Raw genomic sequence first — 24,328 nt, 5'->3', positions numbered from 1 at the left:
ACGCACTGGTCGATGATCTCGACCGAGATCTGCGCGAGGCGGTGCACGTTGGACTCGCGCGCCCGGAAGTCGCCGCCCTTGACGGTGTCGTAGAACAGCCGGTGCACGGAGTCGCCGTCGTTGCGGTAGTTCTTGGCCGCGTTGATGCCGCCCTGCGCGGCGATGGAGTGAGCGCGGCGCGGGGAGTCCTGGTAGCAGAACTGGACGACGTGATAGCCCTGTTCGGCGAGGGTGGCGCCGGCCGAGCCGCCGGCGAGGCCGGTGCCGACGACGATCACCGTGTGCTTGCGCCGGTTGGCGGGGTTGACCAGCTTGGCCTCGAAACGGCGCTTGTCCCAGCGCTCGTGGACGGGGCCGGAAGGCGCCTTGTCGTCGACGACCGGCGCGCCGGTCGCGTACTTGAAGAATGAGGTCATCCGTCAGCTCACTACTCCCGTCATGACAGAGACCGGCAGCGTGATGAAGCCGGCTGTGAGCAGCAGCGCGAAGGTGTTCGCGAAGGCCTTCAGGGCGCCGTCGCGAGTGCGGCTGCCGATACCGAGGGTCTGGACCGCGCTCCACAGCCCATGCCGGACATGAAGGCCGAGCGCGAGCATCGCCGTGATGTAGATGACGTTGTTCCACCAGACACTGAACGTCTCGACGAGGTTTTCGTAGGGATGGCCTTCCTCGAAGCCACCCGAGTGCACAGTGCCGGTCGTCAGATCCATGATGTGCCAAATGACATACAGGCCGAGGATGATGCCGCCCCAGCGCATCGTGCGCGTGGCATAGCTCGCCCGCGGCTTCTTGTGCACGTACTTGTTGGGACGTGCCTTGATGTCGCGACGACTGAGCTGATACGCGGAAACGCCATGACCGACAACGGAAACGATGAGCACGACCCGTAGCAGCCAGAGAAACCAGCCGTAGTGCAGTACGGGCTCTCCGAAGGTACGCAGCCAGTGGGCGTAATGGTTGAAATCGTGGAGACCGAAGAAGATCTTCAAGTTTCCGTACAGGTGCAGCACCAGAAAGCCGAGCAGGATAAATCCTGTGACAGCCATCACGACCTTTTTACCGATGGTGCTGTCCCACACCGCCACAATCATCGTGGGGCGGCTTTTTGGGCGCGCAGTGAGCGTCATATCTGGATCCTAAGGAGGGCGGATCCATAGCGTCCAAGACTTGCTCTTAGGGAGGACGATAGGCACTCCCTATCGTAGTGACCGGCTTGAACTATGGGAGGGTGTGTCCGTCCCACTGGGTACGACGATGTAGCCACGGTGAGTGTGAGGTGCGCACCACCGGACCGGCACTGGCTGCGGTGATGCCTCAGCGATTCAAGCGGCGGAGCTTGTCGGGATTCAGGATCAGCCAGACGTTGATGACCTGATCAACGCATACATCCAGGCTGATGACCGCGGCAACGTGGTCCCCGCATCGCACCACCAGGCCCGGCTGGCCGTTGACGTTCCATTCCTCGAGGGTGACGCTGGGGCTGGGAGCCAGCAGGGACGCCAGGCACTCGGTCACGTTCCGGGCGCCCTTGACCGGCCGATCCGGGGTTCTGACCTTCCCACCCCCGTCGAATGCCGCGGACGCGTGAGGGGCCAGCAGGCTTGCCAGGAGGGGCACATCATTCGTTTGACATGCTGTCCGGAAGGCTTGGACTACGGCGCGTCGCTGCTCCGCCGTCACCTGGCCGGCGTCGGAACCGCGCAAGAACTGGCGGGCCATTTCTGCCACTGCCTCCGACAGGACGCGTTGTCCGTCGGGGCCGGCGGCCCTTCGGGGAGTGCCACCCGCGGGTTCGTCGCCCAGGAGAGTTGCCTGGCTGGACCGACTCGCATCGGCTCGCGAGTCCTGCGCTGATGAGGCGTCATCCAGTAGCGTCGTGTCGGAAGCCGGCGCAGGGGTCAGGCACACAGTCCTTACTGTCTCGCCGAGCCAGATCCGCAACGCCTCTGTGGCGCGGTCCTCCAAGGCATACCAGCGCTTGTACGTCTCCGTCACCGCATCATCCGCCGCCGACCGGGAACCGAGGAGTTCGTATGCCCGGTCGAGCAAATACCGTCGCTCTTCGAGGAGGACGGCGATGGGTTCGACAGTCTGCCGGTCATTCACCGGTTCCCGCCTTCCATTCTTCAGGCACTCCACCGGCGACGAATGCAGCGCGGGGATTTTGAACCGAAACCAGCGAGACGACGTCCCGGCCGAACAGAAGCGAGGCAAGCCAACTGGCCACAACGCGGATCTTGCGTTCCCACGTCGGGACGGCCAGCACGTGATAACCCCTGTGTATGAGCCACGCCGGTAGCCCCTTGATCACAAGGCGTCGGTATTGGAATATTCCGCGGCCAAGCCCCAATGTCGCCACGGTTCCGATGCTGTGATGGGAGTAGCGCCTTGCCGTGCCGCCACGAAGCGTGGCGGTGATGTTCCTCGCCAGCAGCTTTCCCTGGCGTACGGCGTGCTGGGCGTTGGGCACCGTGCGGGCTCCGGGGACCGGGGACGTCAGATCGGGCACGGCCGCATCGTCGCCGGCGCCCCAGGCATCCTCGATCGGCGCCGACGCGGTGCCGACGCGGAGGTCGGCCCGGACCGTCAGCAGTCCTCGCTCGTCCACCGGGAGGTCCGTATGGCTGCGGACTGTCGGATTGGGGGCGTTGCCCGCGGTCCACACGAGCAGGCCACAGTCGTATTCCGCGCCGTTGGACAGGACGAGATGTCCGCCCTCGGCCGAGACGAGCCGCGTGTTCAGACAGACCTGAGCACCACGCCCCTCAAGCGACCTGACCACCCACCTCCCCGGCTGGTCGGTCACCTCCGGAAGGATCCTGTCCTGTGCCTCGACGAGCTTGAAGTTCAGCTCGGTCGGCAGGATCTCCGGGTAGGACTTCACAAGCCGGTGCGCGAGCGAGAGCAACTCGCCGAAGCCCTCCACTCCGGTGAAGCCGCCGCCGACAAAGGTGACGGTCAGCAGCTTTGACCGCAGCGGGCCGAGAGGGAGCGCTACCGCCCTGTCGAACGCCGTGAGCAACCTGTCGCGAATGGCGACAGCCTCCTCGATGTTCTTCAGGCCTATGGCCTCTTCCTCGAGTCCCGGGACGGGAAACGTGCGGGTGACCGCGCCGGCTGTCACGACGACAATGTCGTAACCGACCTCATATGCGGGCCCGTCCGGCGGCTGGACGGTGACGCTCCGGGCACCGTGGCGTATCGCCGTCACCGCGCCGGACACGATCCGAGTGCGGCGCAGGTGCCGGCGGTAGGAGACGGCGGCGTGCCGAGCTTCGACATACCCCGAGGACACTTCCGGCAGGAATGGCTGATACGTCATGTAGGGGCGCGGGTCGATCAGCACGATCCGCGCCTCGGCGGCATGGAGCTTCTTCTCCAGTTTCCAGGCCGTGTAGAAGCCGGCGTAACCACCGCCGACTATGAGGATCTTGCGCACGATTTCGTCCAGCCTTTCGGGCAGCGCGAGGGCCGCCCCACGTGTGAGGCGCGAGAGCACGCACTGCCATCGGTACCGCACCTCTCCTCCCAGCAGAGAGGAGGTGCGACCTTCATACGTGTAGACGAAGCAGGGACAGCGGATGTGAGGTGGCGCCCGCGCTGTGCGGAGGAAGTGGTCTGGGGTGACACCTGGTTGATCCTTGTTCTCCCAGGTCATGCAGCGCTCCAGGGGGCCCTCCGACTGTGCCTACAAGTGACACCCGCCACATTCATTTGATCGATCATCGATCAAATGTAACTCTGGGTGTGTCGGCGAATCCCGCCGCACGGAAACCATTCGGAAGGCGTTTGCCATGACCAACGCCCCCTTCAGCGCCCTCGCTCAACTGCCGGACTCGGATCCCGAGGAGACCGGCGAATGGGTCGCTTCGCTCGACGCGGTCACACACGCCGCAGGCCCGGATCGCGCCGCCTACCTGATGCGCCGCACCTATGACCATGCGCGCGCATCAGGGCTGGCTGTCCCCTCCCCGCTGGAGACGGACTACATCAACACCATCCCGACTTCCGCGGAGCCCGAACTCCCCGGTGACGCGGAGTTGGAGCGGCGTATCGCCGACTGGAACCGGTGGAACGCCGCCGCCATGGTGACTCGCGGGAGCCGCTACGGACTCGGTGGCCACATCGCCACCTTCGCCTCCGCCGCTTGGCTCTACGAGATCGGCTTCAACCACTTCTTCCGCGGGAAGGAGGGCGGCGACTCAGGTGACCAGTTGTACATCCAGGGCCATGCCACCCCCGGCGTCTACGCCCGCGCCTTCCTCGACGGCCGTCTCACCGAAGCCCAACTCGACCGCTTCCGGCAGGAGGCAGGAGGTGACGGTCTCCCCTCGTATCCGCACCCGCGGAGGCTGCCGTGGTTGTGGGAGTTCCCGACCGTGTCGATGGGGCTGGGCCCACTCGCCGCGATTCAGCAGGCCCGCTTCAACCGCTACCTGCACCATCGCGGCATCAAGGACACCTCCGGCTCCCGCGTCTGGGCCTTCCTCGGCGACGGCGAGATGGACGAGCCCGAGTCGGCCGCGGCACTCGACCTGGCCGGACGCGAAGGGCTCGACAACCTCACCTTCGTGATCAACTGCAATCTGCAGCGGCTGGACGGGCCCGTCCGTGCCAACTACAAGATCGTCCAGGAGCTGGAGGCGAAGTTCCGCGCCGCGGGCTGGAACGTCGTCAAGTCCCTTTGGGGCTCGGCCTGGGACGAACTGCTCGCCCTCGACACCACCGGGGCGTTCGTCCGACGGCTGCGTGAGGTGCCCGACGGCCAGTTCCAGACCTACGCCACCCGCGACGCCGCATACATACGTGAGCACTTCTTCTCCGCGGATCCAGCCCTGGACCGAACAGCACGGTTTCTGACCGACGAACAGATCACCGCGTGCTTCCACACCTCGCGCGCCGGCCACGAGCCCCGCAAGGTGTACGCCGCCTACCACGCGGCCACAACGCACCAGGGCACTCCTACCGTGATCCTCGTACAGACGATCAAGGGCTGGACGCTGGGCCCCGGCTTCGAGTCGCGGAACGCCAACCATCAGATGAAGAAGCTCACCGGCGCCGAGTTCCGCGCCATGCGCGACCTGCTCGCCCTGCCCATTCCCGACAGCGCGCTCGATGGCGACCTGGTCCCGTACGCCCATCCCGGCGCCGACTCCCCCGAGGTGCGCTACCTCCAGGAGCGCCGAGCCGCGCTCGGTGGTCCCGCACCAGCACGCCGCGTGCATCCGGTGGCTCTGCCCGAGCCGTCCTCCAAGCCTTTCGACGCCCTCGCAAAAGGCTCCGGCCAACAGGAGATAGCGACCACCACGGCACTGGTCCGCTTGCTCAAGGACTTGATGCGGGAGAAGGAGACCGGACGCCGCTGGGTACCGATCGTGCCCGACGAGGCACGCACGTTCGGCATGGAGTCGCTCTTTCCGAGCGCAGGTATCTACTCGCCGCACGGACAGACCTACGAACCGGTCGATCGCGACATGCTCCTCTACTACAAGGAGGTGCAGAACGGGCAGATCCTCAACGAAGGCATCACCGAGGCCGGTTGCATGGCCTCCTTCACCGCGGCGGCTAGCTCGTACGCCACCCACGGCGAGCCCATGATCCCGCTCTACATGTTCTACGCGATGTTCGGCTGGCAGCGGACGGCCGACCAGATGTGGGCACTCGCCGACCAACTCGGCCGTGGATTCCTGGTAGGAGCGACCGCGGGCCGTACCACGATGACCGGCGAGGGCCTGCAGCACGCCGACGGCCATTCGCACCTGATCGCCTCCACCAATCCGGCGGCGATCTCCTACGATCCGGCCTTCGCGTACGAGATCGGCGTCATCGTCCGGGAGGGACTGCGCCGCATGTACGGGCCGAAGGCGGAGGACGTCTTCTACTACCTGACGGTTTACAACGAGCCCAAGGTCCAGCCCTCCATGCCCGCGACACCTGGAGTGGAAGAAGGCATCGTCAAGGGGCTGTACCGCTACCGCACCGCTGACGCCGCCACGCTCTCGGCCGACGCGCCGCGACTGCAGCTGCTGGCCTCGGGCACGGCAATCCACTGGGCCCTGGAAGCACAGAAACTGCTGGCCGAGGAGTGGGGCGTGGGCGCGGACGTCTGGTCGGCGACCTCCTGGAGCGAGCTGCGCCGGGATGGTCTTGCCCACGATGCGGCCCGCTTGCGTGGCGAGGACGCCCCACTCCCCCACGTCACGCGCGTTCTTCAGGGTGCTCCCGGGCCGGTACTGGCCGTGAGCGACTGGATGCGCTCGGTACCGGACCAGATCAGTCATTGGGTACCGCAGGAGTGGCATTCCATCGGCACCGACGGATTCGGCCTGTCGGACACTCGTGAGGCGGTACGCCGACACTTCGGCGTGGATCCGCAATCGATCGCCGTGGCGGCGCTTGCCGCGCTCGCCGCGTCCGGCGAGATCAAGTACTCCACCGTCGAGCAGGCACGGCAGCGCTATTGGCGCTGACCAACTGCCTTTGCGGCCCTGAGCCGGCGTATCCCCGTGGCCCGGACGCGGCCTCAGGGATACCTGCACCTCACATTCATGGGCTCTGTTTCGTCAGTTGATAAGGGCCGTGGCTGTGACAGGGAGGACATGGCTCCGCGGGTTGCGGGCTTGCGCCGAGTGCGTGACCCCGGAGCGCGCACAGGGCGCCCGCACCGGGCGCCACTGGCCTCCCCTGATTGAAGCAGGAGCTTGACGTGCGTATTTTCGTCGCCGGGGGGACCGGGGTCATCGGTCGGCGCCTTGTGCCGCTCCTGGTCGAGAACGGTCACGACGTCGTCGTAGCGACCCGCGGTGAGGACAAGCTGCCGGCACTGAGGGCAGCGGGCGTCGAGGGCGTCGTGATGGACGCTCTCGACGACGAGTCAGTGATGGCGGCCGTTCTCGGCGCGGCACCGGATGTCGTGGTGCACCAGTTGACGTCGCTGGCCTTGCATGACTCGGTGGCCAACGCCCGGATCCGGCGAGAAGGTACACGCCATCTCGTCGATGCGGCCAAGAAGGCCGGTGTCCGCAGGATGATCGCCCAGTCCATCTCGTGGGCGTACCGGCCCGGAACCGAGCCGGCCGACGAGGACACTGCCCTGGACACCGAGGCGGAGGGGTCCCGCTCCGTACCGGTGGGCGGTGTGCTCGCACTGGAATCGGCGGTGGCCGAGATGCCGGAACACGCCGTGCTGCGTTACGGCACCCTCTACGGCCCCGGCACCTGGTATGCGCCGCGCGGCCCCGTCGCCGACGCGCTGGCTCGGGGCCTGGTGCCGGCCAACGACGCCGTGACGTCGTTCCTGCATGTGAAGGACGCGGCGGTGGCGGCTCTTTCGGCGCTCCAATGGCCCAGCGGAACGTACAACATCGTCGATGACGATCCCGCACCGGCACATGCATGGGTTCCCGTGCTCGCCGACGTCCTCGGTGCCCCGGTACCTCCCCGCACGGAGGGAGGAGGAGGCACCTTCGAGCGAGGCGCCAGCAACGCGCGGGCGAAGTCCCAGTGCTGGCTGCCGATCTACCCGACCTGGCGCTTCGGCTTCCGCTCGACGAGCGAGTGATGCCGCTGTGCGCGACAGCAGGACCCGCACAACGTGCTGGAGGAAAACATGAACACCATCACTGAGCTGGGGGTGGCGATCCCCCCGTTCATGCCCGAGAAGGCACACGTAATGACGATCACCATCGAAGTACCTCCCGGTGACGCCGGTGCCCCGCCCCATCGCCATTCCGGGCCCGTGTTTGGGTACGTCCTCGAGGGTGAGCTCATCTTCGAACTGGAAGGTGAACCCGAACGGGTTGTCACTGCCGGCCAGGCCTTCTGGGAGCCGGGCGGCGATGTCATCCACTACCAGGCAGCCAACAACAGCGACGAGATGCCCGTGCGGTTCGTGGCGGTGATGGTGTGCGTTCCGGGCGAGCCGATGCTCACCCTGGTCGAACCGGATGAGCTCTCAGCGAGACGCGACCGCCGTGCGCCACGGCCGGCGAACGCCCGCTTCTGACTCAACGTGTGACACGGACGCACGGATCAGCGCGAAACTACGGGCTATTGGCCAGGCGTCTCACCGGCTGTGGCTTCGGTGCGATCGATCCGCCTTCGGAAGCGCGGTGCTGTCTCCTCTTCAAGAGATTTCTGCCTGGGCGGCCCAGCCTGTGGCGCGGGTCCCCTTCAGCTGTCAAGCGGGACCCGTCGGCGGATTGATCGCGCGCTCCCAGTCCTCGTCGGGGATCTGCGAGCGCAGATAGTCCAGAGACTGCTCGACGAGTTGTCGGGCGTGGTTCAGATCCACACCGACGAGGGCGCCTCGGTGCTTGAGGACGCGCCTGTTCACCAGCACGGTGTCGACGTCGCCTCGTCCGGCCTGGAAGACGATGTGCCCGGCCACGTGGTGGGGCGTACCGGTCATCACCGGAGTGTCGGTACGCAGCATGACCAGGTCAGCCCGTTTGCCCGGGGCGATCGAGCCGACGAGGCCGTCCAGGCCGAGGGCCCGCGCACCGCCGATCGTGGCGTACTCGAGCACATCCTGAGCCCGCAGCGAGTTGTCAGCGACGGCTTCACCGACTTCGTGGGCACGCAGGTACGCCAGCCCCCCGGTTGGCGCTGAGCGTCGCGCGCATGGCCGAGAACATGCCTCCGCTCCACCACACCACGGTGTCCATCGACCATGAGAGCGGATGCCGTAGCGGTGGGCCCTTGCGGTGGGCGGATAGCCCTGCCCGGCGTTGAGCCCGCTTTCCGCAGAAACCGACAGATGGGCACCCCCGTCGGCGATGCGCCGGTATGAGTCGTCGCTCAGCGTGCCCCATGGACGAGGACCGTCGATGGCGATAGCCCGCCCTCGTCGTCGAGGAACCGGATCTGGTCGTCCTCCATCACCCCGAATACACCCGCGTGGTGACCGACCCGTAGGTCGCGGTAACGGGCGAACGCCAGGGCATGTCGTGCCTCCTCACTGGCATTGGTGATGTCCAGCGAGAGCTGCAGGGTGACGAGCCGGTCCGGACCGGAGAACCGACTGTTGAGCAGTTTGTCGACACGCCCGTCGGTGATGCGCTGTCCGCAAACAGTGCAGCTTCGCCCGGGCGATCGCTCGGGCCATGTCGACTTCCGGGGCGTAGGGAACGGCCGTCTTCCCGGTTGAATCCAGTTGAACGCGGTCGTGCTGTCCATCTTCGTGCGACAGAGCCGGCCAGGTACTGGCACCAGGATCCGACGGAGCCGTCTCGGGCGCGACCAGATTCCTTGACGCCTCGGCGTGGCCGCTGTTACGTTCCTCGTGTTCTCTATATCGCACAAGATGTTCACTATTAGTGCATCGGAGCTGATGTGATCCAGCAGCATGAGACGGCGAAGTGCCCGGTGGCGGGGGTGGTTTCGACGGGTCACGCCACCTCGAACGGCTGCCCGGTCGGTGTACGCGCGCTGGAGTTCGACCCATTTGAGGACGGATATCAGCAGGATCCGGCCACCTACGTGGCCTGGGCTCGCGCCGAGGAACCCGTCTTCTTCAGCCCGCGGTTGGGCTACTGGGTGGTGACCCGCTACGACGACGTGCAGGCCGTGTTCCGGGACAACGAGACGTTCAGCCCGTCCATCGCCCTGGAGAAGATCACAGCCACGGGCGACGAAGCCAACGCAGTGCTGGCCTCATACGGCTACGCCATGGACCGGACGCTCGTGAACGAGGACGAACCTGCGCACATGCCGAGGCGGCGCCTGTTGATGGAGCCGTTCACGCCCGAGCATCTGGCTGTCCACGAGCCGATGGTGCGTCGGCTCACCCGGGAGTACGTCGACCGGTTCATCGACGACGGACAGGCCGACCTGGTCGACCAGATGCTGTGGGAGGTCCCCCTCACCGTCGCGCTGCACTTCCTGGGAGTGCCCGAGGAAGACATGGACACCCTGCGCCGGTACTCCATTGCCCACACCGTGAACACCTGGGGTCGTCCCACTCCGGGGCAGCAGGTGGAGGTCGCGCACGCCGTCGGCAACTTCTGGGAGTTCTCCGGCAAGGTGGTCGAGAAGCTCCGCCAGGACCCGAGCGGACCCGGCTGGATGCCGTACAGCATTCGGCAGCAACGCGAGTTCCCCGATGTCGTTACCGATTCCTACCTGCACTCGATGATGATGGCCGGCATTGTCGCCGCACACGAGACGACCGCCAACGCGGCCGCCAACGCGATCAAGACACTGCTGGAGAACCGGTCTGTGTGGCAGGAGCTGTCCGCTGACCCGACGCTGATCCCCAACGCCGTCGAGGAGTGCTTGCGTTTCAACGGCTCGGTCGCTGCCTGGCGCCGAATTGCCACCCGTGACGCGACGGTCGGCGGCGTCGACATCCCGGCCGGTTCGAAGGTCCTGATCATGATGTCCTCGGCCAACCGCGACCTACGCAACTTCGAGGACCCGGACTTCTTCGACATCCGGCGAGAGGCCGCATCCTCGCACCTCACCTTCGGTTACGGGTCTCACCAGTGCATGGGCAAGAACCTGGCCCGGATGGAGCTGCAGATCTTCCTCGAGGAACTCACGCGCCGACTCCCGCATGTGGAACTCGCCGAGCAGCCGTTCAGCTACGTCCCGAACACCTCGTTCCGGGGGCCTGAGCACCTGCTGGTGCGGTGGGACCCGGCCCGCAACCCCGAGCGCGCCAACCCGGAAATCCTGCAGGCTGCCACACCGGTCCGGATAGGCCAGCCGTCGGCCCGTACCGTCACCCGGTCGGCGATCGTGGCGACGCGGACCGAGCTGACTGATCGGATCGTCCATTTCCGGTTGGTGTCCCCGGATGGCTCGGCGCTCCCCGCGTGGACCCCCGGGGCGCACATCGATGTCGAATGCGGCGAAACCGGAACGTCGCGGCAGTACTCCCTCTGCGGCGACCCGCAGGAGCGGCACTCATGGGAGATCGCGGTCCTTCGTGACGACGAGGGCCGCGGTGGATCGGCCTGGATGCACGAACACGCCACGCTGGGGCGGCAGGTGCACCTACGCGGTCCTCGCAACCACTTCCGGCTCGACGAGGCTGCCGGCCGCTACGTGTTCATCGCCGGGGGCATCGGGATCACACCGATCAGGGCGATGGCCCACGACGCCGCGCGCCGCGGCGCTGACTACGAGCTCCACTACCTCGGGCGCAACCGCTCCTCGATGGCCTTCCTTGAGGAGCTCAAGGATTTCCATGGCGACCACCTGCGGCTTTGGATCAGCGATGAGGGTACCCGTGCCGATCTCCGCACGCTGCTCAGCCATGTGCAGGAGGGCACGCAGTTCTACTGCTGCGGGCCGCAGCGGATGCTCGACGAGCTGACCGGGCTCGCAGCAGGGCTGCCCGCGGACTCGGTGCACATCGAGCACTTCGTGTCCACGCTCGGAGAGCTGGATCCGACTGCCGAGCACGCGTTCGACGTGGAGCTGCGATCCTCTGGCCTCACCATCCGGGTGAACGCCGACCAGACCGTGCTCGAGAGTCTGCGCGCCGCCAACATCGACATACCGAGCGACTGCGAAGAAGGTCTCTGCGGCACCTGCCAGGTCGGTGTCGTCGAGGGCGAGATCGACCACCGCGATGTCGTGCTCACCCGATCTGAGCGCGCGGCGGGCACCACGATGATGACCTGCTGTTCACGGGCCTGCGGTGACCGATTGACCCTGGCTCTCTGAGCAGTCGGGGGTGCAGTGAGGTGCGGGGGCGAACCTGCTGCACCGCCGGCCGCGACTTCAACCATCCAACCGACAGCTGGAGGAACTAGCCATGGCCTACTACCGGTCAGTCGGTCACATACCACCCAAACGGCACATCCAGCACCGTGCTTCAGACGGTTCGCTCTATTTCGAAGAACTGATGGGGGAGGAAGGCTTCGTCTCCGACTCCTCCCTGCTGTACCACCGTCGCATTCCCTCAGCGATCCGCGAATACCGCGTGTGGGACCTGCCGGATCAGTCGACCGTGCCGAACCATCCACTGGTCCCGCTCCATTTGTCGACCCACGAACTGTTCGAAGAGGGCACGGTCGGCGTTGATGCGGTCACAGGCCGACAGCTCCTGCTGGGCAACACAGACGTCCGGCTGGCCTACGTGATGGCCGACGCCGTTTCGCCCTACTACCGCAATGCGATCGGTGACGAGTGCCTCTACATCGAGGCCGGCGAGGCGGTCCTGGAGACCGTCTTCGGCAATCTCGAAGTCGCCAATGGTGACTACGCTGTCATCCCACGCGCCACCACTCATCGGATCGTGCCGCGGGGGACGGTGCGAATTTATGTGATCGAGGCCAATTCGCACATCACTCCGCCGAAGCGGTACCTGTCGCGGTTCGGCCAGCTCCTGGAACACGCGCCGTACTGCGAGCGGGATCTGCGCGGGCCCTCTGGCCCGTATGTCGTCGAGGCGGAGGATGTCGAGGTCCATATCAAGCACCGAGGCGACGGACCGAGCGGGATCGCGGGCACCGTGCACACAGTGCCCCACCACCCCTTCGACGTGGCGGGCTGGGACGGGTGTTTGTACCCGTACGCATTCAACATCGCCGACTACATGCCGATAACCGGCAAGGTGCACCAACCGCCGCCGGCGCACCAGGTCTTCGAGGGCGACAACTTCGTCATCTGCAACTTCGTACCTCGCAAGGTTGACTACCACCCACTGTCGATCCCAGTGCCCTACTACCACTCCAATGTGGACTCCGATGAAGTGATGTTCTACTGCGGTGGGGATTACGAAGCGCGTAAAGGCTCTGGAATCGGGCAGGGGTCCATTTCCCTGCATCCTGGCGGACACACACACGGTCCGCAGCCCGGTGCCTATGAACGCAGCATCGGAGCAGAGTACTTCGACGAGCTCGCGGTCATGGTCGACACCTTCCGGCCGCTCCGGCTCGGCAAGGCTGCGCAGACCTCCAACGACGGTGTCTACGCCAACTCCTGGACCCGTGGCGGGACCGGAGTGAGCGCCGGATGAACACCGGCCCCCTCCAGTTCCCGCTGGTCGGCCGCCTGTGCGACGATGCGGCGGTCTTCCCGCCGGGCAACTCGACACTCGAGCAAGCCCTGTCGGCCCATCTGAAACAGCGCCGCAGCGCCCACCGCGATCTGGTGGACCCGCTCGTACTCGCTTTCACACACCTCGACCGGCTGCCTGGCCTCGTCGCGGTTTGGCCGGCCCGGTCGTTCACGCTGGCCGTCACCACGCCCTTGGCCCAGCTGCGCCAAGCCATGATCACGGCACGTGCGATACCTGCTGCGCAGTTGGTGTCTCTCGAGATCGGGCTGCCTGACGAAATCGCTGCGGACGATCTCGTGCCCGCCGTCGAGGCGGCCGTTGAGGGGCACACCGGTGTCACGGTGTACATCGAGGTACCGCGGGACGCACGACGAGACGCACTCCTGCGCGCCCTCGCCGGCACCGGCCGCCTGGCCAAGTTCCTCACCGGCGGCGTGCGTGCCGAGTTGTACCCCGATGAATCGGAGCTGGCCGCATCAGTCCTCGCGGCGGTGCGCGCCGAAGTGCCCTTCAAGGCCACCGCAGGGATGCATCACGCGCTGCGCAACACCGACCCCCAGACCGGTTTTGAGCAGCACGGCTTCCTGAACTTGCTGACCGCTACCGGCGCTGCTTCGGAGGGCGCGGACGAAGCGGTTCTGACCGAGCTACTGGCTGACCGCGACGGTGCCCGAGTCGCCGAGCGGATGCGTGCTCTGCCTGCGACGGTGCGTGAGAGCTTCCGCTCCTTCGGTAGCTGTTCCATCGCCGACCCGGTCGTAGAGCTCGCCGACCTCGGACTCATCCCACCCGACCTCACGAGGGACCTGCTGTGACCCGCTTGACTGCCTCCGGTGCCGACCTCTTCGGGCTGCACAATCTGCCGTACGGCGTGTACTCCGTGGCCGGTGCCGAACCCCGGGTCGCTGTGCGGTACGGCGGTTTCGTGGTCGATCTGGCCCTGCTGCTGGATGACGCGGAGACGTTCGCGCACCCCTTTCTCAACACGTTCATGGCCCAAGGCCACGAACGCTGGATCGCGGTACGCGCGGCGATCAAGGAGGCGCTCGAGGAGGATGTGCCGGATGAGGCAGTTCATGAACTGGGTGCGGTCACTTTGCACCTTCCGTTCGATGTCGCGGACTACGTCGACTTCTACGCCTCCGCGCACCACGCGTCGAACCTCGGCAGGCTCTTCCGACGGGATGCCCCTGATCCCCTCATGCCGAACTGGAAGCACCTGCCCGTCGGGTACCACGGCCGTAGCGCGTCCATCGTGCTCTCCGGCACGGACATCGTCCGGCCTTCGGGGCAGCGCAAGGGTCCAGGCGACCCGGCGCCGGTGTTCGGGCCCGAGCCGCGGCTGGACATAGAGGCCGAGCTCGGCTTCGTGGTCGGCACAGGCAACCCGATGGGAGCGCCCATCTCCGTCGATGACGCAGAACGGCACATCTTTGGGGTGGTGTTGTTCAACGACTGGTCGGCCCGGGCCATCCAAGCCTGGGAGTACGTTCCGCTCGGCCCGAACCTGGGCAAGTCGTTCGCCTCGACGATCTCTCCGTGGGTGGTGCCGCTGCTCGCGCTCGAAGCCGCGCACGTGCGAGTACCGGACCAGGACCCGGCGGTTCTGCCGTATCTGGCCATGGAGAATCCCTGGGGGCTGGACGTCGATCTCGAGGTGGCGTGGAACGGGCAGGTCGTGACCCGCCCGCCCTACTCCGCCATGTACTGGTCGCCTGCTCAGATGCTGGCTCACCTCACGGTCAACGGTGCTCCGACCCGCACCGGTGACCTCTTCGCCTCGGGTACGGTTTCCGGCCCTGCCAAGGACCAACGCGGAGCCCTGATCGAGCTCACCTGGGGCGGACAGGAACCGGTCACCGTCAACGGCGACGACCGAACCTTCCTGGAGGATGGAGACGAGATAGCGCTCACCGCCACGGCTCCGGGCCCCGGCGGCGCCCGGATCGGGTTCGGTGAAGCACGTGGCCGCATCGTGAGTGCTGCACGGTCGGCGTAATCGCTGATCAAAAAAGAGGCGGACGTGCGGAGACGCCAACCGCCTCGTGGATGACCGTGCGCCTGCCGCACCAGCCGCTACTTGCGGCTGGTGCGGCAGACCGTCACCCTTGGAAGAATCCGTCGCGCCACGACGCAAAGGTCGGTGACCACCCCAGGGCGCGAGCACGGCTGTTGTCGGCACCCCTCGCCCATCCTCTGCGAGGTGCTCCCGACGTCTGAGGAGCCGGCGCACCGATGGCCTCGCAGAAGGCCGGAACCCATTCGGTTCCGGGTGCGGGGTCCGTGTCCACGACGTTGACCGGGCCAGTCGGCCAGTCCAGGGCCGCTACGGCTGCGGCCGCGGCGTCAACGGCGTGGACGAAGCTGGTCACATCGGCTTCGGCGGATATCGTGCCCGATTGCGCGGCAGCGGCATGGTCGCCGTTGGCCGCGTACCAGGTGTCCGGTCCATACAGTGCGCCGTTGCGCAGGATCACGTGTCGGGGGAATTCGGCTGCGTAGCATTCGAGTGTGGCCACCGCGTCCACCACGGCACGTCGTGTCGGGTCTTCGGCGTGTGCGTCGAGCGGGACCGATTCGTCGGCCGGTTCGTCACCGGCTTCGTAGCACCAGGCGATGCTCTGCGCTATGAACTGGTTCACCCCCGCCGCGGCCGCCGCGTCGACGAGATTGCGGGTACCGGCTTTCCGGATGCGTGCGTTGGCCTGCGAACACCGATGGGTGAGATCGGTGAGCTGATGCATGACGACCTCCGGCGCCGCGTGGGAGACGGCCGAGCATAGGGCGGCGCGGTCGAAGACGTCGCCCTGGACTACGGTAGCGCCACGCTCGGCGAGGGAGGCGGCTCGTTGAGGGGTGCGGGCCAGGACCGTGACTTCGTGGCCGCGGTTGAGCAACTCCGGTAGGATCCGGCGGCCCAGCACTCCGGTCCCCCCGGCGATCAGGATGCGCATCCGCTCAGTCCGTCGCACCCTCGAGCGCCGCCGGATGCCTCAGATGCCGACGCTGCTCAATCTCTTCCGGACTGAGGTAAGTCAGCATGGGCACTCCGGGGCTGCAGACCATCACGACCACGAAGCGGGTCCACGCGTCGCTCAGGTTGTTCGCTGCCTGGTAGTGCACGACGTCGCCTCCGGGCTCATCGAAGGCTTCTCCCGCGCGGATCACGCGTGGCGCCTCGCCCTCGAGCTCGAAGATCATCTCGCCTTCCAGCAGGTAGCCGAAGACCGGGCCCGAGTGGCGGTGCGGGGGAGCGCCCGCGCTGCCCGGCGGGATCTCGAGCAGCGCCGTCATCACCCCAGACCCGGTCGGCAGGTTGGGCGCCGGCACGTCGGCGAGCATAGTCAGCTTCGAGTCGGACACAGGTGTGGACATCGGTCGTTCCTTTGTCGAATGGATGGTGCTGTTCGGGCAGGACAGGGCTGGGCACCCGGTTGCGTCGGGTGCCCAGCCGTCAGGTGGGGTCGGTGACGAGTTCCTGGCTGTGCCTGTCTGTCTGCTCCGTCCCGAGAAGGGCTTTGAGCTGCAGAGCTTCGAACTCGTCGGCGGGGTCACGATTTGAAAGCAGGGAACCGGCGACACACGCCAGGAAACCGAGCGGCATGCTGATGATCGTCGGATCGGTCAGGGGCAGCGGTGATGAGCCATGCCCTGGCCAGAGCGTGGGCCCGAGGAAGAGCAGGACTGCCGAGCTGATCAGTCCCGTGCACATTCCCGAGATGGCTCCCTGCACGGTGAACCTGCGCCAGAACAGAGTGAGCAGCAGGGTCGGGAAGTTCGCACTGGCGGCGATGCCGAAGGCGAGCGTCACCAGGAGCGCGGCATTCATTCCTGGTCCCACTAGGATTGTCAGGCCGGCCATGACCACGGAGATCAGGATGGTCACTGTTCGTGCACGCCGGATCTCGTTCGTGCCGTTGGCATCGGCGGCTCCGGCTGCATCCCCGTCCGCACTGGCCGGACGCCACAGGTCGCGAACGACGGCACTCGCGGCGTTGATGAGCAGACCCGCGACGACCGCAACGATCGTTGCGAACGCGACGGCGGCGACTAGGGCCAGGACCAGAGCGCCGCTGAGAGTGCCCGGGCCACCGGCCAATGCCTCTCCCAGCTTGGGCGCCACGAGGTTTCCGCCGCTGCGGGCCAGCGCTGTTTCCTGGTCTCCGAGCAGATTTCGGGCGGCGAGTCCACAGACGACGATCAAGACTTCGGCGATCGCGATGATCGCGATGGCGCGGCTGGCGGAGCGGCGAGCGGCCCCGGAATCCCGCACGGTGAACAGCCGCATCATCACGTGTGGCAAGCCGGCGACGCCGAAAAGCAGAGCCAGTCCGACGGACACGGAGTTCCAGGGGTTGCTGAGCAGGTTTCCGGGGATGAGCGGGTTCTTGCCGCCAGTGGTCTCGAGGGCGGAGGAGAGCCAGGTGCCGACGCCACCTCGCATTCCCACAATCGTGAGGAGCGTGAGCACGGTGAGCACAGTGACGAGCAATGCCGCTTTGATCATCTGCACCCATGTCGTTGCCAGCATGCCGCCCACAGTCACGTAGATGAGCATCACCACGGCGGTGATCACGACTGCAATGCTGAAAGGGACACCGGCGAGTAGTTGGAACAGGGAGCCGGCCGCAACAAGTTGGGCCAGCAGATAGACGCCGGTGATGACCAATGTGGACCCAGCCAGCAGGCGGCGCAGGACCGGCTTTCGAAAGCGGTTGACGAGGACGTCCGTCAGCGTGAACTGGCCGAGATTTCGCAGGCGCTCGGCGAAGAGGAGGATGATCGGAATCCAGGCCGCGAGCGGTACCAAAAGGTAGAGCATTCCGTCGAAGCCGTAGAAGAAGATCAATCCGGTCGTGCCGAGAAATGCTGAGGCTGACAGGAAGTCTCCGGTGATCGCCATGGCGTTCTGTGTGGGCGTGACGGCATGCCCCGCAGCCCAGAACTCGGAGGCGGTGCTGGTGCGACGCCCTGCCCACCAGGTGATACCGAGCGTCACCGCGATGATGCCGGCGAACATCCAAAGTGCCGCACTGTTCGAGCTCATCGGGTGCCACCTTGATCGTTGGCTGCTGCGATCGCGCGGGAGCGCGAACAGTCGAGTGACGTCGCGCTGACCCGGCTGAACGTCCAGGTGAGACCGATGACCAGGGGGAACGCGCTGAGCGCGTAGAGCCATCCGGTCGACAGCGGGCCAGCGATCGGCCTAGCGGCGACGTCCCGCAGGATGGCCGACAACACCACGAAGCCAGCGAGCCAGAGGCCGAAGACAACGCCGAGAGTCGTCGTCAGCCGACGGCGGGCTCGCATGTAATCGCGGGCGAGTTCCTCGAAATGTGCTGCCGCCACCTGGGGCGGACTGGGGTCGATCGTTGCCACGGAGGTCTCCTCGTTGAGATGCCTTGCGCCGGGTGCAGATCCTGTCGACCATCTACCGTGTCGCGAATATCGAACAATGCGTCGCGCTCAGCGGAAAGGAAATGTAGGTCGCACTGTGGGGCGCGTCAAGGGTTTGAGCCCGCGGGCCGGCTCGACCGGCGGATCGGCCGCCACGTTGGCACCCCTCACCGAGTCGAGGAGGTGCAGGGTGTCGTCCGCCTTCCGTCGGCCCATCAAGGAGACTCCAACTGGCCCCAGCTGAAGGGGGGTCGGGGTACCGAGGGGCCGTAACGGCGCGTTGCCTGTCGCCGAAGTTGCGGATGAGTTCGTGGGCGGCGGCCGGGAGGCTCGTGCCAGCCTGGTTCCCCATGCCGGATCCAACAGACCATGGATCAGGGTGTGATGGGGTTGAAACTACGCGGGGAGACGCACGTCGTGCGAAGACATGCCATCGACGGCTGGGAAGACTTGCCCTGGCCGACGTCGAGCTCTACTGAACAGGTCCCAGTTGCCGATCGCGGCTCCCGGCGGTCCCAAATCGGTGACTCACGGTTAGCTGCGAAGCAGAGCTTCGATGTTGTCGGCTGCTCGTCGGACCGTCTTGGCGGCGCGGTCGACGTCGAGATCGTTGATCGCGACGACGCCCACGGATCGCTCCAGCGCGACGCCCACCGGGCCGGCGATTCGAATCCCGCTGGCGAGGCCGACGGCCCCTCGTTCCAGTTGTCCCCGTGTGAGGCTGTAACCGTTTGCTCGAGCGGTCCGAACCGCCTCGCTGTCCTCGGGTGACTCTGGACGTGTGGCGAGGATGGCAACGCCCGCTGCGCCCTGGCCGAGCGGGTGGCGGCTGCCGATCCGATAGCCGACGGTCAGGACCGCGTCGCGGGGCTCGGCGACCATCATCGCGACACATTCCTTCCCTTCGGCGACGGAGAGGAATGCGGTGGCCTGCATGTCGTCTGCCAACTGGTCGAGAATCGGAGCGGCGTCACGCCGGAACGCCGGCTCGTACCAGGTTGCCAGTGCTGTGAGGCCCACGCCGAGGCGGACGCGGCCTGTCGTCGTTCGCGTCACGAGCAGGTGCTCCTCGAGTGTCGCGACGATGCGATAGCAGATGGCCCGGTGCACACCCAGCTCTGTGGCGAGCTCAGAGACGGAGATCCCGTCTGGCCGCTGCGATACGAGCTCCAGCGCGCGCAAGCCGCGATCCAGCGTCTGGAGTGTGCTCATCGATGGCCATCTCCTGTTCTGTTCTTCGGTGTCACTAATTACGAGACCGTGTGTGTGATATTAGCAGCGATCTAAGGGGGGTCGGCGAGTAGTCGAGGGACGCGGACGTGCGCCCGCATCGCCCACCTAGCTAGGTGGTGGACAACGGCGTGAAGTGCGGCACATCGGGTGACCGGGACACCGCCCAGGACCTCCTCTCCCAGGCCACCAGGCGGCCTCACCGGCATGCTCGTGGTGCTGCAAGGGCTGTCCCTTGCGACAGGACAATCGGCGTCACGGTAGAACCATACGTATGAGGTCGATTCGGTGACATGAGTCACATTTGCTCGCAGCTGTCACGCGAGGCCGGCCCGCCTCCGTCTTGTCACCGTCCGCCGTGGCTCCAGGAAAGGAATGACGGATCATGCAGGAACGCATGCGTATGGACAAGGTGGCTCCCGACGGATACCGGAAGGTGGTTGAGCTCTTCCAGTACACCGAGGCCAACGTGGACCCCAAGCTCCTGGAACTGATCATGCTGCGGGCTTCCGTGGTCAATGGATGCGCTTTCTGCGTCGACATGCACAGTGTGGATGCGATCAAGGCGGGAGAGAGCACGAGGCGCCTGTTTGCCGTCTCTGCATGGCCCGAATCGCCGTTCTTCTCCGATGAGGAACGAGTCGCGCTGGCCCTGACCGACGCGGTGACGAAGATCAGCGAAGGTGGTATTCCGAACATGCTGTGGGAAGCGGCGCTGGAGATCTGGTCGGACAAGGAGGTGGCCGACATCGTGATGGCGGCAATCATGATCAACTCCTTCAATCGCATCGCGATCAGCACTCACCAGCAGCCCGCAGCCCTGTGAGCATCGCCATCTCCACCACCGGGCGGCCGACTCAGCATCAGCCGCCTCGGTCGGCGTCTTCCTATACTGGCGTGGTGAGTGAGCCGGATCGTCGAGTCAACGACGACGTCACGGAGTTCCAGGGACAGCGGGCGATGCTCGTAGGTATCGCATACCGACTGCTCGGCAGCTTTGCCGATGCCGAAGACGTGGTGCAGGAAGCATGGCTGCGCTGGTCCACGGTCGACCGCCAGACGATCGCCTCTCCCGGCCACTTTCTGATCACGGTCGTCACCCGTCTGTCGATCGACCGCATGCGGCTGGCCCACCGCCGTCGAGAAACCCATGTCGGACCTTGGCTGCCGGAGCCGGTGCTCACCGAAGTGGGACAGCCTCTCGGACCGGCCGAGACTGCGGCGCAACGTGACACGCTGTCGCTGGCCATGCTCCGGCTTTTGCAGCGGCTGTCCGTGCCCGAGCGCGCGGTCTTCGTTCTTCGCGAAGCCTTCGAGTTGCCTTACATGGAGATCAGCGGGATTCTCGGGCTAAGTGAAGCCCACGCTCGCCAACTGCACCGCCGCGGTACCGATCACGTCGCCGCCGGTCGCAAGCGATTCACTGTCGATCCAGGCAAGCACCGTGACTTGGTGGAGCGGTTCCTGATCGCGGCCCGTACCGGCGAGAGGGACGCGTTGGAAGGGCTTTTGGCTCACGACGTGACGTTGTGGAACGACAGCGGCGGCAAGGTCAGTGCTGCGCTGCGCCCCGTGTTCGGAGCCGACCGGGTGTCTCGGCTGGTCATCGGAACGCTTGCCAAGCACGATTCGGCCGAGTTCCGGGTCGTCGAGCTCAACGGCGAGACCGGACTTCTGATGTGCCTGAGTTCCCGCTGGCAGACATGCTCGTTCGAGGTCACCGAAGGATTGATCACCGGCCTGCAGTGGATGGCCAATCCGGACAAACTTGATCATCTCACGCCTACCGAATGACCTGTTCAGCGGGACCGTTGGTACATCGACCGGCGCCGGATCCGGCCCGGGCGGCGACCGCCTCGTCGATGAGAACCAGCAGCTCTTCCGTCGCCGCGGTGGGACGCCGCTCCGCGGACAGCGCGGCCGTCAGCATGAAGTGGGGCACTGGCTCGCGCAGGGGGACGCGGCGTACTCCCCTTGCGAACGCGGCGAAGGCCGGGACGAGCGAGACACCCAGGCCCTGGCCGACGAGTGCGGTAACGGTGCCCAAGTCGGGGGCCTCCCAGTCGCTGCGACGCGTGACTCCGGCATCACTGAACGCCTGGTCCACCATCGTGCGTACTCCGGTTGCCTGAGGACACTCCACGAAACTGTCGGCCGTCACCTCTCTGAGCGAAGCACTTGTCCGGCCGGCCAGGCGGTGCACCTCGGGTACGACAAGGACGAGAGGGTATTCCGCGACCTTTCGCGCCACCACTCCCGACGGCGGCATCTGCGTCAGGGCCAGGAGCGCGACGTCGATCTTCCCCACGAGCAACTGCCGAATCAACCTGGCGGCGCTGTCTCCGGAAGACGACCGCAACCGCACGGCGACATCGGGATGTGCGGTGTGGAAGGTACGGAGCAGCTGCGGAAAGTCGATGGCCAGGGCGGCTCCCGTCGCTCCGATGGTCAGCGTGCCACCCAGCGCCCGCCCGGTTCTACGGACGGCCTCCTCGGCGTTCAGGACCGCTGAGATGGCGGCGTGGGCCTCGGGCAGCAGCGCGGCACCCTCGCTCGTCAGCGCAACATGCTTGGAGGAACGGAGAAAGAGCCGGACGCGCAGCTCCTTCTCCAGGGTCCGGACGGTCGCCGACACGGTGGACTGGGACAGGTGCAGCCGTTCCGCAGCCCGTGTGAAGTTCAGTTCCTCGGCCACGGCCACGAAGCACTGCAGCTGGCGAATCTCCATGGGCCCAACCTATCGGTAAACACGATCGTGATCATGCTGAACAATCGCTTCTCATTGCGGACGAAGCCGCGAACACTGAAGGCAAAGCCCAAAGGAAGACCGGAGATGACCGCCATGAGTGCGCCGCCCGCGACCGCCGCAACACACCTCAGGCACGGCCGACGCTCCCGACGGCTCACCCCTCGGGTCCCCCATCACGTCGGGTTCTGGTTCGCCGCCGTGGCGTTCACCGTGCTGATGGCCTTCAGCGCCGCGCCCACGCCGCTGTGGCCCTTGTACGCCGCGCGTGACGGCCTTCAACCGACCATGGTCACCGTCGCGTTCGCAATGCTGGTCATCGGCGCGGCGACCGGGTTCCTCGCGCTGGGGCATCTGTCCGACCGGCTGGGCCGGCGGCGCATCGTCGTACCCGCATTGGCGTTGACGATCACCGCCGCACTCGTCATGGCCGCCAGCCCCGCCCTGCCCAACCTCTTGGCAGGGCGCTTTCTCAATGGAGCGGGTATCGGGCTGATGAGCTCAACGGCGACCGCCTACCTTCATGATCTGTACCGGGAGGCGCACCGCGACCGGCCCCATGCCGCACTGCCGTCTCTTGTATCGCCCCTCGCCACAATGGGCGGACTCGCCATCGGTCCGCTTGCCGCAGGAGCCATCGCCCAATGGCTTCCCAACCCGCTGGAGACGACGCAACTCGCCTTCTCGGCCGCGATGATGTCGTGCCTCGGCCTCGTGCTCGCCACGCCCGAAACGGTGGACGCCCGCAGCCGGATCGGAGAGGCATACCGGCGTTTCGCCCTGCGCCCCGGCAAGGGGATCACCTTCGCAGCCACTGCGGGCGCCGGTTTCACGTCCTTCGCGGTCCTCGGGCTCATCAGCGCAATCGGCTCCCTGGTGCTCAGGACCGAGTTGCACGACAGCTCTCACTTCGTGGCCGGCCTCGCTCCCTTTCTCATGTTCGGCGCCGCGGCGGGGGGCCTCCTGGTCATTCACCGACTCGACTGGCGCACGATCCTGATCGCGGGAGCCGCGGCCATCCCCATCGGGCTCGCCGCCGTAACGGGGTCCTTGCTCCATCCCACGCTCAGCGTCTATCTGGTCGCTCTGGTGATCGCCGGCGCGGGTGCCGGCGCGCTCTTCAAGGGCGCCATCACTCGTGCGGCCGCGGTGGCCGTGCCCACGTCCCGTGCAGGAGTCCTGGCAGTCTTCTTCGTCATCTCTTACATGGGCATGGGCCTCGCGCCCGTCCTCTTCAGCATGGTGGCCGCCGACCTGGGGACAACCCGAGCGATGATCGCTTTCTCCGTCGCCCTGTCGATCACCGGTGCCGCAGCCGTCCTGCCGGCCGTCAGCAAGGTACTCCGGCGGACCAACCGGGATTCCGGTGCCGAGTGACGTCACCACGAGTCGGAGGGCGTGCCTGGCTCTCACGCGCACTCAAATGCTCGACGGTCGCGTCGGCCTACCCCGCGGGGGCCTGCCAGTCGTACTGGATCCCCCTGCGTACTTGTTCGGCGCGCTCAGCAGACGTCAGCCGGGCCACCAGGTGAAGAGCCATGTCGATGCCCGCCGAGATACCGGCTGACGTCACCGTGTCGCCGTCGTCGACGAATCGTTCACCGGCACGGACCTGGATCGTCGGGTCGAGTTGAGAGAGCTTCTCCAACGATGCCCAGTGCGTGGTCGCCGGCCGGTGAGTCAAAAGCCCGGCTGCCGCGAAGACCAACGAACCAGTACAGACACTCGTCATCAATGGAACCGAACCACGCAGGGAGCGCATCCACTGCAAATGCTCCTCATCAGCGAGCTGGCGCCGGGTTCCCTGGCCTCCGGGATGCAGGAACACATCAAGAGGAGGCGCCTCGTCCAGATCGCGTCCCATGGAGTGGTGTAGCCGGGCTGCGGTCCGGAACGCGCGGGTGTCTGCCCGGGGCGTGCATCCGCTGGCGGTGCATGCTCCC

At 66.2% G+C, this 24,328-nt stretch carries 23 protein-coding genes; 10 read left to right on the top strand and 13 right to left on the bottom strand.

Annotation, left to right across the window (positions count from 1 at the left end; genetic code table 11):
* The 4 genes from AB0I54_RS46145 to AB0I54_RS46130 all read right to left on the bottom strand — a co-directional run.
* Nucleotides 1–416: FAD-binding protein (locus tag AB0I54_RS46145; protein ID WP_363302393.1), on the bottom strand; the 416-nt coding region annotated here is incomplete at its 3' end.
* A gap of 3 nt (nucleotides 417–419) precedes the next feature.
* Nucleotides 420–1,091, bottom strand: coding sequence for a succinate dehydrogenase cytochrome b subunit (locus AB0I54_RS46140; RefSeq protein ID WP_363302397.1), 672 nt, complete (start codon nucleotides 1,089–1,091; stop codon nucleotides 420–422).
* A 223-nt stretch (nucleotides 1,092–1,314) separates the two neighbouring features.
* Nucleotides 1,315–2,106, bottom strand: coding sequence for an RNA polymerase subunit sigma (locus AB0I54_RS46135; RefSeq protein ID WP_363302392.1), 792 nt, complete (start codon nucleotides 2,104–2,106; stop codon nucleotides 1,315–1,317).
* Nucleotides 2,099–3,439 carry an NAD(P)/FAD-dependent oxidoreductase gene (locus AB0I54_RS46130; RefSeq protein ID WP_363302396.1) on the bottom strand — a complete coding sequence of 447 codons (1,341 nt, stop codon included), beginning with the start codon at nucleotides 3,437–3,439 and terminating at the stop codon, nucleotides 2,099–2,101. The genes AB0I54_RS46135 and AB0I54_RS46130 overlap by 8 nt, the downstream gene beginning before the upstream one ends.
* Before the next feature lie 355 nt (nucleotides 3,440–3,794).
* On the opposite strand from AB0I54_RS46130, the gene aceE reads away from it, so the two are divergent.
* The 3 genes from aceE to AB0I54_RS46115 all read left to right on the top strand — a co-directional run bounded on the left by aceE (nucleotide 3,795) and on the right by AB0I54_RS46115 (nucleotide 8,005).
* Nucleotides 3,795–6,470, top strand: coding sequence for a pyruvate dehydrogenase (acetyl-transferring), homodimeric type (gene aceE / locus AB0I54_RS46125; RefSeq protein ID WP_363302391.1), 2,676 nt, complete (start codon nucleotides 3,795–3,797; stop codon nucleotides 6,468–6,470).
* Nucleotides 6,471–6,706: 236 nt separating this feature from the next.
* Nucleotides 6,707–7,561, top strand: coding sequence for an NAD(P)-dependent oxidoreductase (locus tag AB0I54_RS46120; RefSeq protein WP_363302390.1), 855 nt, complete (start codon nucleotides 6,707–6,709; stop codon nucleotides 7,559–7,561).
* 48 nt (nucleotides 7,562–7,609) lie between these two features.
* Nucleotides 7,610–8,005: a cupin domain-containing protein gene (locus AB0I54_RS46115; protein ID WP_363302389.1), complete on the top strand. Its 396-nt coding sequence runs from the start codon at nucleotides 7,610–7,612 to the stop codon at nucleotides 8,003–8,005.
* A gap of 174 nt (nucleotides 8,006–8,179) precedes the next feature.
* On the opposite strand, the gene AB0I54_RS46110 is transcribed toward AB0I54_RS46115, so the two are convergent.
* Both AB0I54_RS46110 and AB0I54_RS46105 read right to left on the bottom strand, forming a co-directional pair.
* Entirely contained in the window at nucleotides 8,180–8,584 is a 405-nt protein-coding gene (locus AB0I54_RS46110; RefSeq protein ID WP_363302395.1) for an amidohydrolase family protein, read from the bottom strand.
* 215 nt (nucleotides 8,585–8,799) lie between these two features.
* Nucleotides 8,800–9,177, bottom strand: a complete 378-nt coding sequence (locus AB0I54_RS46105) for a hypothetical protein (RefSeq protein ID WP_363302388.1) — start codon at nucleotides 9,175–9,177, stop codon at nucleotides 8,800–8,802.
* 156 nt (nucleotides 9,178–9,333) lie between these two features.
* Here AB0I54_RS46105 and AB0I54_RS46100 point away from each other — a divergent pair, with 156 nt between their 5' ends.
* The 4 genes from AB0I54_RS46100 to fahA all read left to right on the top strand — a co-directional run bounded on the left by AB0I54_RS46100 (nucleotide 9,334) and on the right by fahA (nucleotide 15,011).
* The gene (locus AB0I54_RS46100) at nucleotides 9,334–11,673 is read left to right on the top strand and encodes a cytochrome P450/oxidoreductase (RefSeq protein WP_363302387.1); all 2,340 of its coding nucleotides are present in this window, start codon (nucleotides 9,334–9,336) and stop codon (nucleotides 11,671–11,673) included.
* A gap of 91 nt (nucleotides 11,674–11,764) precedes the next feature.
* The gene (locus tag AB0I54_RS46095) at nucleotides 11,765–12,970 is read left to right on the top strand and encodes a homogentisate 1,2-dioxygenase (protein ID WP_363302386.1); all 1,206 of its coding nucleotides are present in this window, start codon (nucleotides 11,765–11,767) and stop codon (nucleotides 12,968–12,970) included.
* Nucleotides 12,967–13,827 (top strand): hypothetical protein, encoded by an 861-nt coding sequence (locus AB0I54_RS46090; RefSeq protein WP_363302385.1) that lies wholly within the window; start codon nucleotides 12,967–12,969, stop codon nucleotides 13,825–13,827. The genes AB0I54_RS46095 and AB0I54_RS46090 overlap by 4 nt, the downstream gene beginning before the upstream one ends.
* Nucleotides 13,824–15,011, top strand: coding sequence for a fumarylacetoacetase (gene fahA, locus AB0I54_RS46085; RefSeq protein ID WP_363302384.1), 1,188 nt, complete (start codon nucleotides 13,824–13,826; stop codon nucleotides 15,009–15,011). The genes AB0I54_RS46090 and fahA overlap by 4 nt, the downstream gene beginning before the upstream one ends.
* Nucleotides 15,012–15,114: 103 nt before the next feature.
* On the opposite strand, the gene AB0I54_RS46080 is transcribed toward fahA, so the two are convergent.
* From AB0I54_RS46080 to AB0I54_RS46060, 5 genes are all read right to left on the bottom strand, one after another.
* Nucleotides 15,115–15,966: an NAD-dependent epimerase/dehydratase family protein gene (locus AB0I54_RS46080; protein ID WP_363302383.1), complete on the bottom strand. Its 852-nt coding sequence runs from the start codon at nucleotides 15,964–15,966 to the stop codon at nucleotides 15,115–15,117.
* 4 nt (nucleotides 15,967–15,970) lie between these two features.
* Entirely contained in the window at nucleotides 15,971–16,387 is a 417-nt protein-coding gene (locus AB0I54_RS46075; RefSeq protein WP_363302382.1) for a cupin domain-containing protein, read from the bottom strand.
* A 79-nt stretch (nucleotides 16,388–16,466) separates the two neighbouring features.
* Complete coding sequence (locus tag AB0I54_RS46070) at nucleotides 16,467–18,059, bottom strand: cation acetate symporter (protein ID WP_363302381.1); 1,593 nt, start codon at nucleotides 18,057–18,059, stop codon at nucleotides 16,467–16,469.
* Nucleotides 18,056–18,391 carry a DUF485 domain-containing protein gene (locus tag AB0I54_RS46065; RefSeq protein ID WP_363302380.1) on the bottom strand — a complete coding sequence of 112 codons (336 nt, stop codon included), beginning with the start codon at nucleotides 18,389–18,391 and terminating at the stop codon, nucleotides 18,056–18,058. Before AB0I54_RS46065 ends, AB0I54_RS46070 begins: the two co-directional genes overlap by 4 nt.
* Nucleotides 18,392–18,943: 552 nt before the next feature.
* Nucleotides 18,944–19,621, bottom strand: coding sequence for a helix-turn-helix domain-containing protein (locus AB0I54_RS46060; RefSeq protein ID WP_363302379.1), 678 nt, complete (start codon nucleotides 19,619–19,621; stop codon nucleotides 18,944–18,946).
* Between the two features lie 403 nt (nucleotides 19,622–20,024).
* Here AB0I54_RS46060 and AB0I54_RS46055 point away from each other — a divergent pair, with 403 nt between their 5' ends.
* A complete protein-coding gene (locus tag AB0I54_RS46055; protein ID WP_363302378.1) occupies nucleotides 20,025–20,465 on the top strand; it encodes a carboxymuconolactone decarboxylase family protein in 441 nt (146 codons plus the stop codon).
* A 74-nt stretch (nucleotides 20,466–20,539) separates the two neighbouring features.
* Complete coding sequence (gene sigJ / locus AB0I54_RS46050; protein WP_363302377.1) at nucleotides 20,540–21,433, top strand: RNA polymerase sigma factor SigJ; 894 nt, start codon at nucleotides 20,540–20,542, stop codon at nucleotides 21,431–21,433.
* Here the strand turns inward: sigJ and AB0I54_RS46045 are convergent.
* Nucleotides 21,423–22,367, bottom strand: a complete 945-nt coding sequence (locus tag AB0I54_RS46045) for a LysR family transcriptional regulator (RefSeq protein WP_363302376.1) — start codon at nucleotides 22,365–22,367, stop codon at nucleotides 21,423–21,425. The two genes, sigJ and AB0I54_RS46045, sit on opposite strands and share 11 nt — an antisense overlap.
* 33 nt (nucleotides 22,368–22,400) lie before the next feature.
* Between AB0I54_RS46045 and AB0I54_RS46040 the strand changes: the two genes are divergently transcribed.
* The gene (locus AB0I54_RS46040; RefSeq protein WP_363302394.1) at nucleotides 22,401–23,762 is read left to right on the top strand and encodes an MFS transporter; all 1,362 of its coding nucleotides are present in this window, start codon (nucleotides 22,401–22,403) and stop codon (nucleotides 23,760–23,762) included.
* A 67-nt stretch (nucleotides 23,763–23,829) separates the two neighbouring features.
* Here the strand turns inward: AB0I54_RS46040 and AB0I54_RS46035 are convergent.
* Nucleotides 23,830–24,328 (bottom strand): DJ-1/PfpI family protein (locus AB0I54_RS46035; protein WP_363302375.1); only part of this gene is annotated, 499 nt, incomplete at its 5' end.

Origin of the sequence: Streptomyces sp. NPDC050625 (assembly GCF_040654755.1) — a bacterium.
Taxonomy (GTDB): Bacteria; Actinomycetota; Actinomycetes; order Streptomycetales; family Streptomycetaceae; genus Streptomyces.
The sequence above is the reverse complement of the archived record's forward strand: the minus strand, read 5'-3'. Positions and strand labels throughout refer to the sequence as shown.

What these genes read in the sequence shown, in the direction of transcription:
- AB0I54_RS46105 (WP_363302388.1), bottom strand. Translation starts at nt 9,177, where the DNA reads ATGGACAGCACGACCGCGTTCAACTGGATTCAACCGGGAAGACGGCCG.
- AB0I54_RS46115 (WP_363302389.1), top strand. Translation starts at nt 7,610, where the DNA reads ATGAACACCATCACTGAGCTGGGGGTGGCGATCCCCCCGTTCATGCCC.
- AB0I54_RS46045 (WP_363302376.1), bottom strand. Translation starts at nt 22,367, where the DNA reads ATGGAGATTCGCCAGCTGCAGTGCTTCGTGGCCGTGGCCGAGGAACTG.
- AB0I54_RS46075 (WP_363302382.1), bottom strand. Translation starts at nt 16,387, where the DNA reads ATGTCCACACCTGTGTCCGACTCGAAGCTGACTATGCTCGCCGACGTG.
- AB0I54_RS46060 (WP_363302379.1), bottom strand. Translation starts at nt 19,621, where the DNA reads ATGAGCACACTCCAGACGCTGGATCGCGGCTTGCGCGCGCTGGAGCTC.
- AB0I54_RS46080 (WP_363302383.1), bottom strand. Translation starts at nt 15,966, where the DNA reads ATGCGCATCCTGATCGCCGGGGGGACCGGAGTGCTGGGCCGCCGGATC.
- AB0I54_RS46090 (WP_363302385.1), top strand. Translation starts at nt 12,967, where the DNA reads ATGAACACCGGCCCCCTCCAGTTCCCGCTGGTCGGCCGCCTGTGCGAC.
- AB0I54_RS46055 (WP_363302378.1), top strand. Translation starts at nt 20,025, where the DNA reads ATGCAGGAACGCATGCGTATGGACAAGGTGGCTCCCGACGGATACCGG.
- AB0I54_RS46140 (WP_363302397.1), bottom strand. Translation starts at nt 1,091, where the DNA reads ATGATTGTGGCGGTGTGGGACAGCACCATCGGTAAAAAGGTCGTGATG.
- aceE (WP_363302391.1), top strand. Translation starts at nt 3,795, where the DNA reads ATGACCAACGCCCCCTTCAGCGCCCTCGCTCAACTGCCGGACTCGGAT.
- AB0I54_RS46070 (WP_363302381.1), bottom strand. Translation starts at nt 18,059, where the DNA reads ATGAGCTCGAACAGTGCGGCACTTTGGATGTTCGCCGGCATCATCGCG.
- AB0I54_RS46095 (WP_363302386.1), top strand. Translation starts at nt 11,765, where the DNA reads ATGGCCTACTACCGGTCAGTCGGTCACATACCACCCAAACGGCACATC.
- AB0I54_RS46040 (WP_363302394.1), top strand. Translation starts at nt 22,401, where the DNA reads ATGCTGAACAATCGCTTCTCATTGCGGACGAAGCCGCGAACACTGAAG.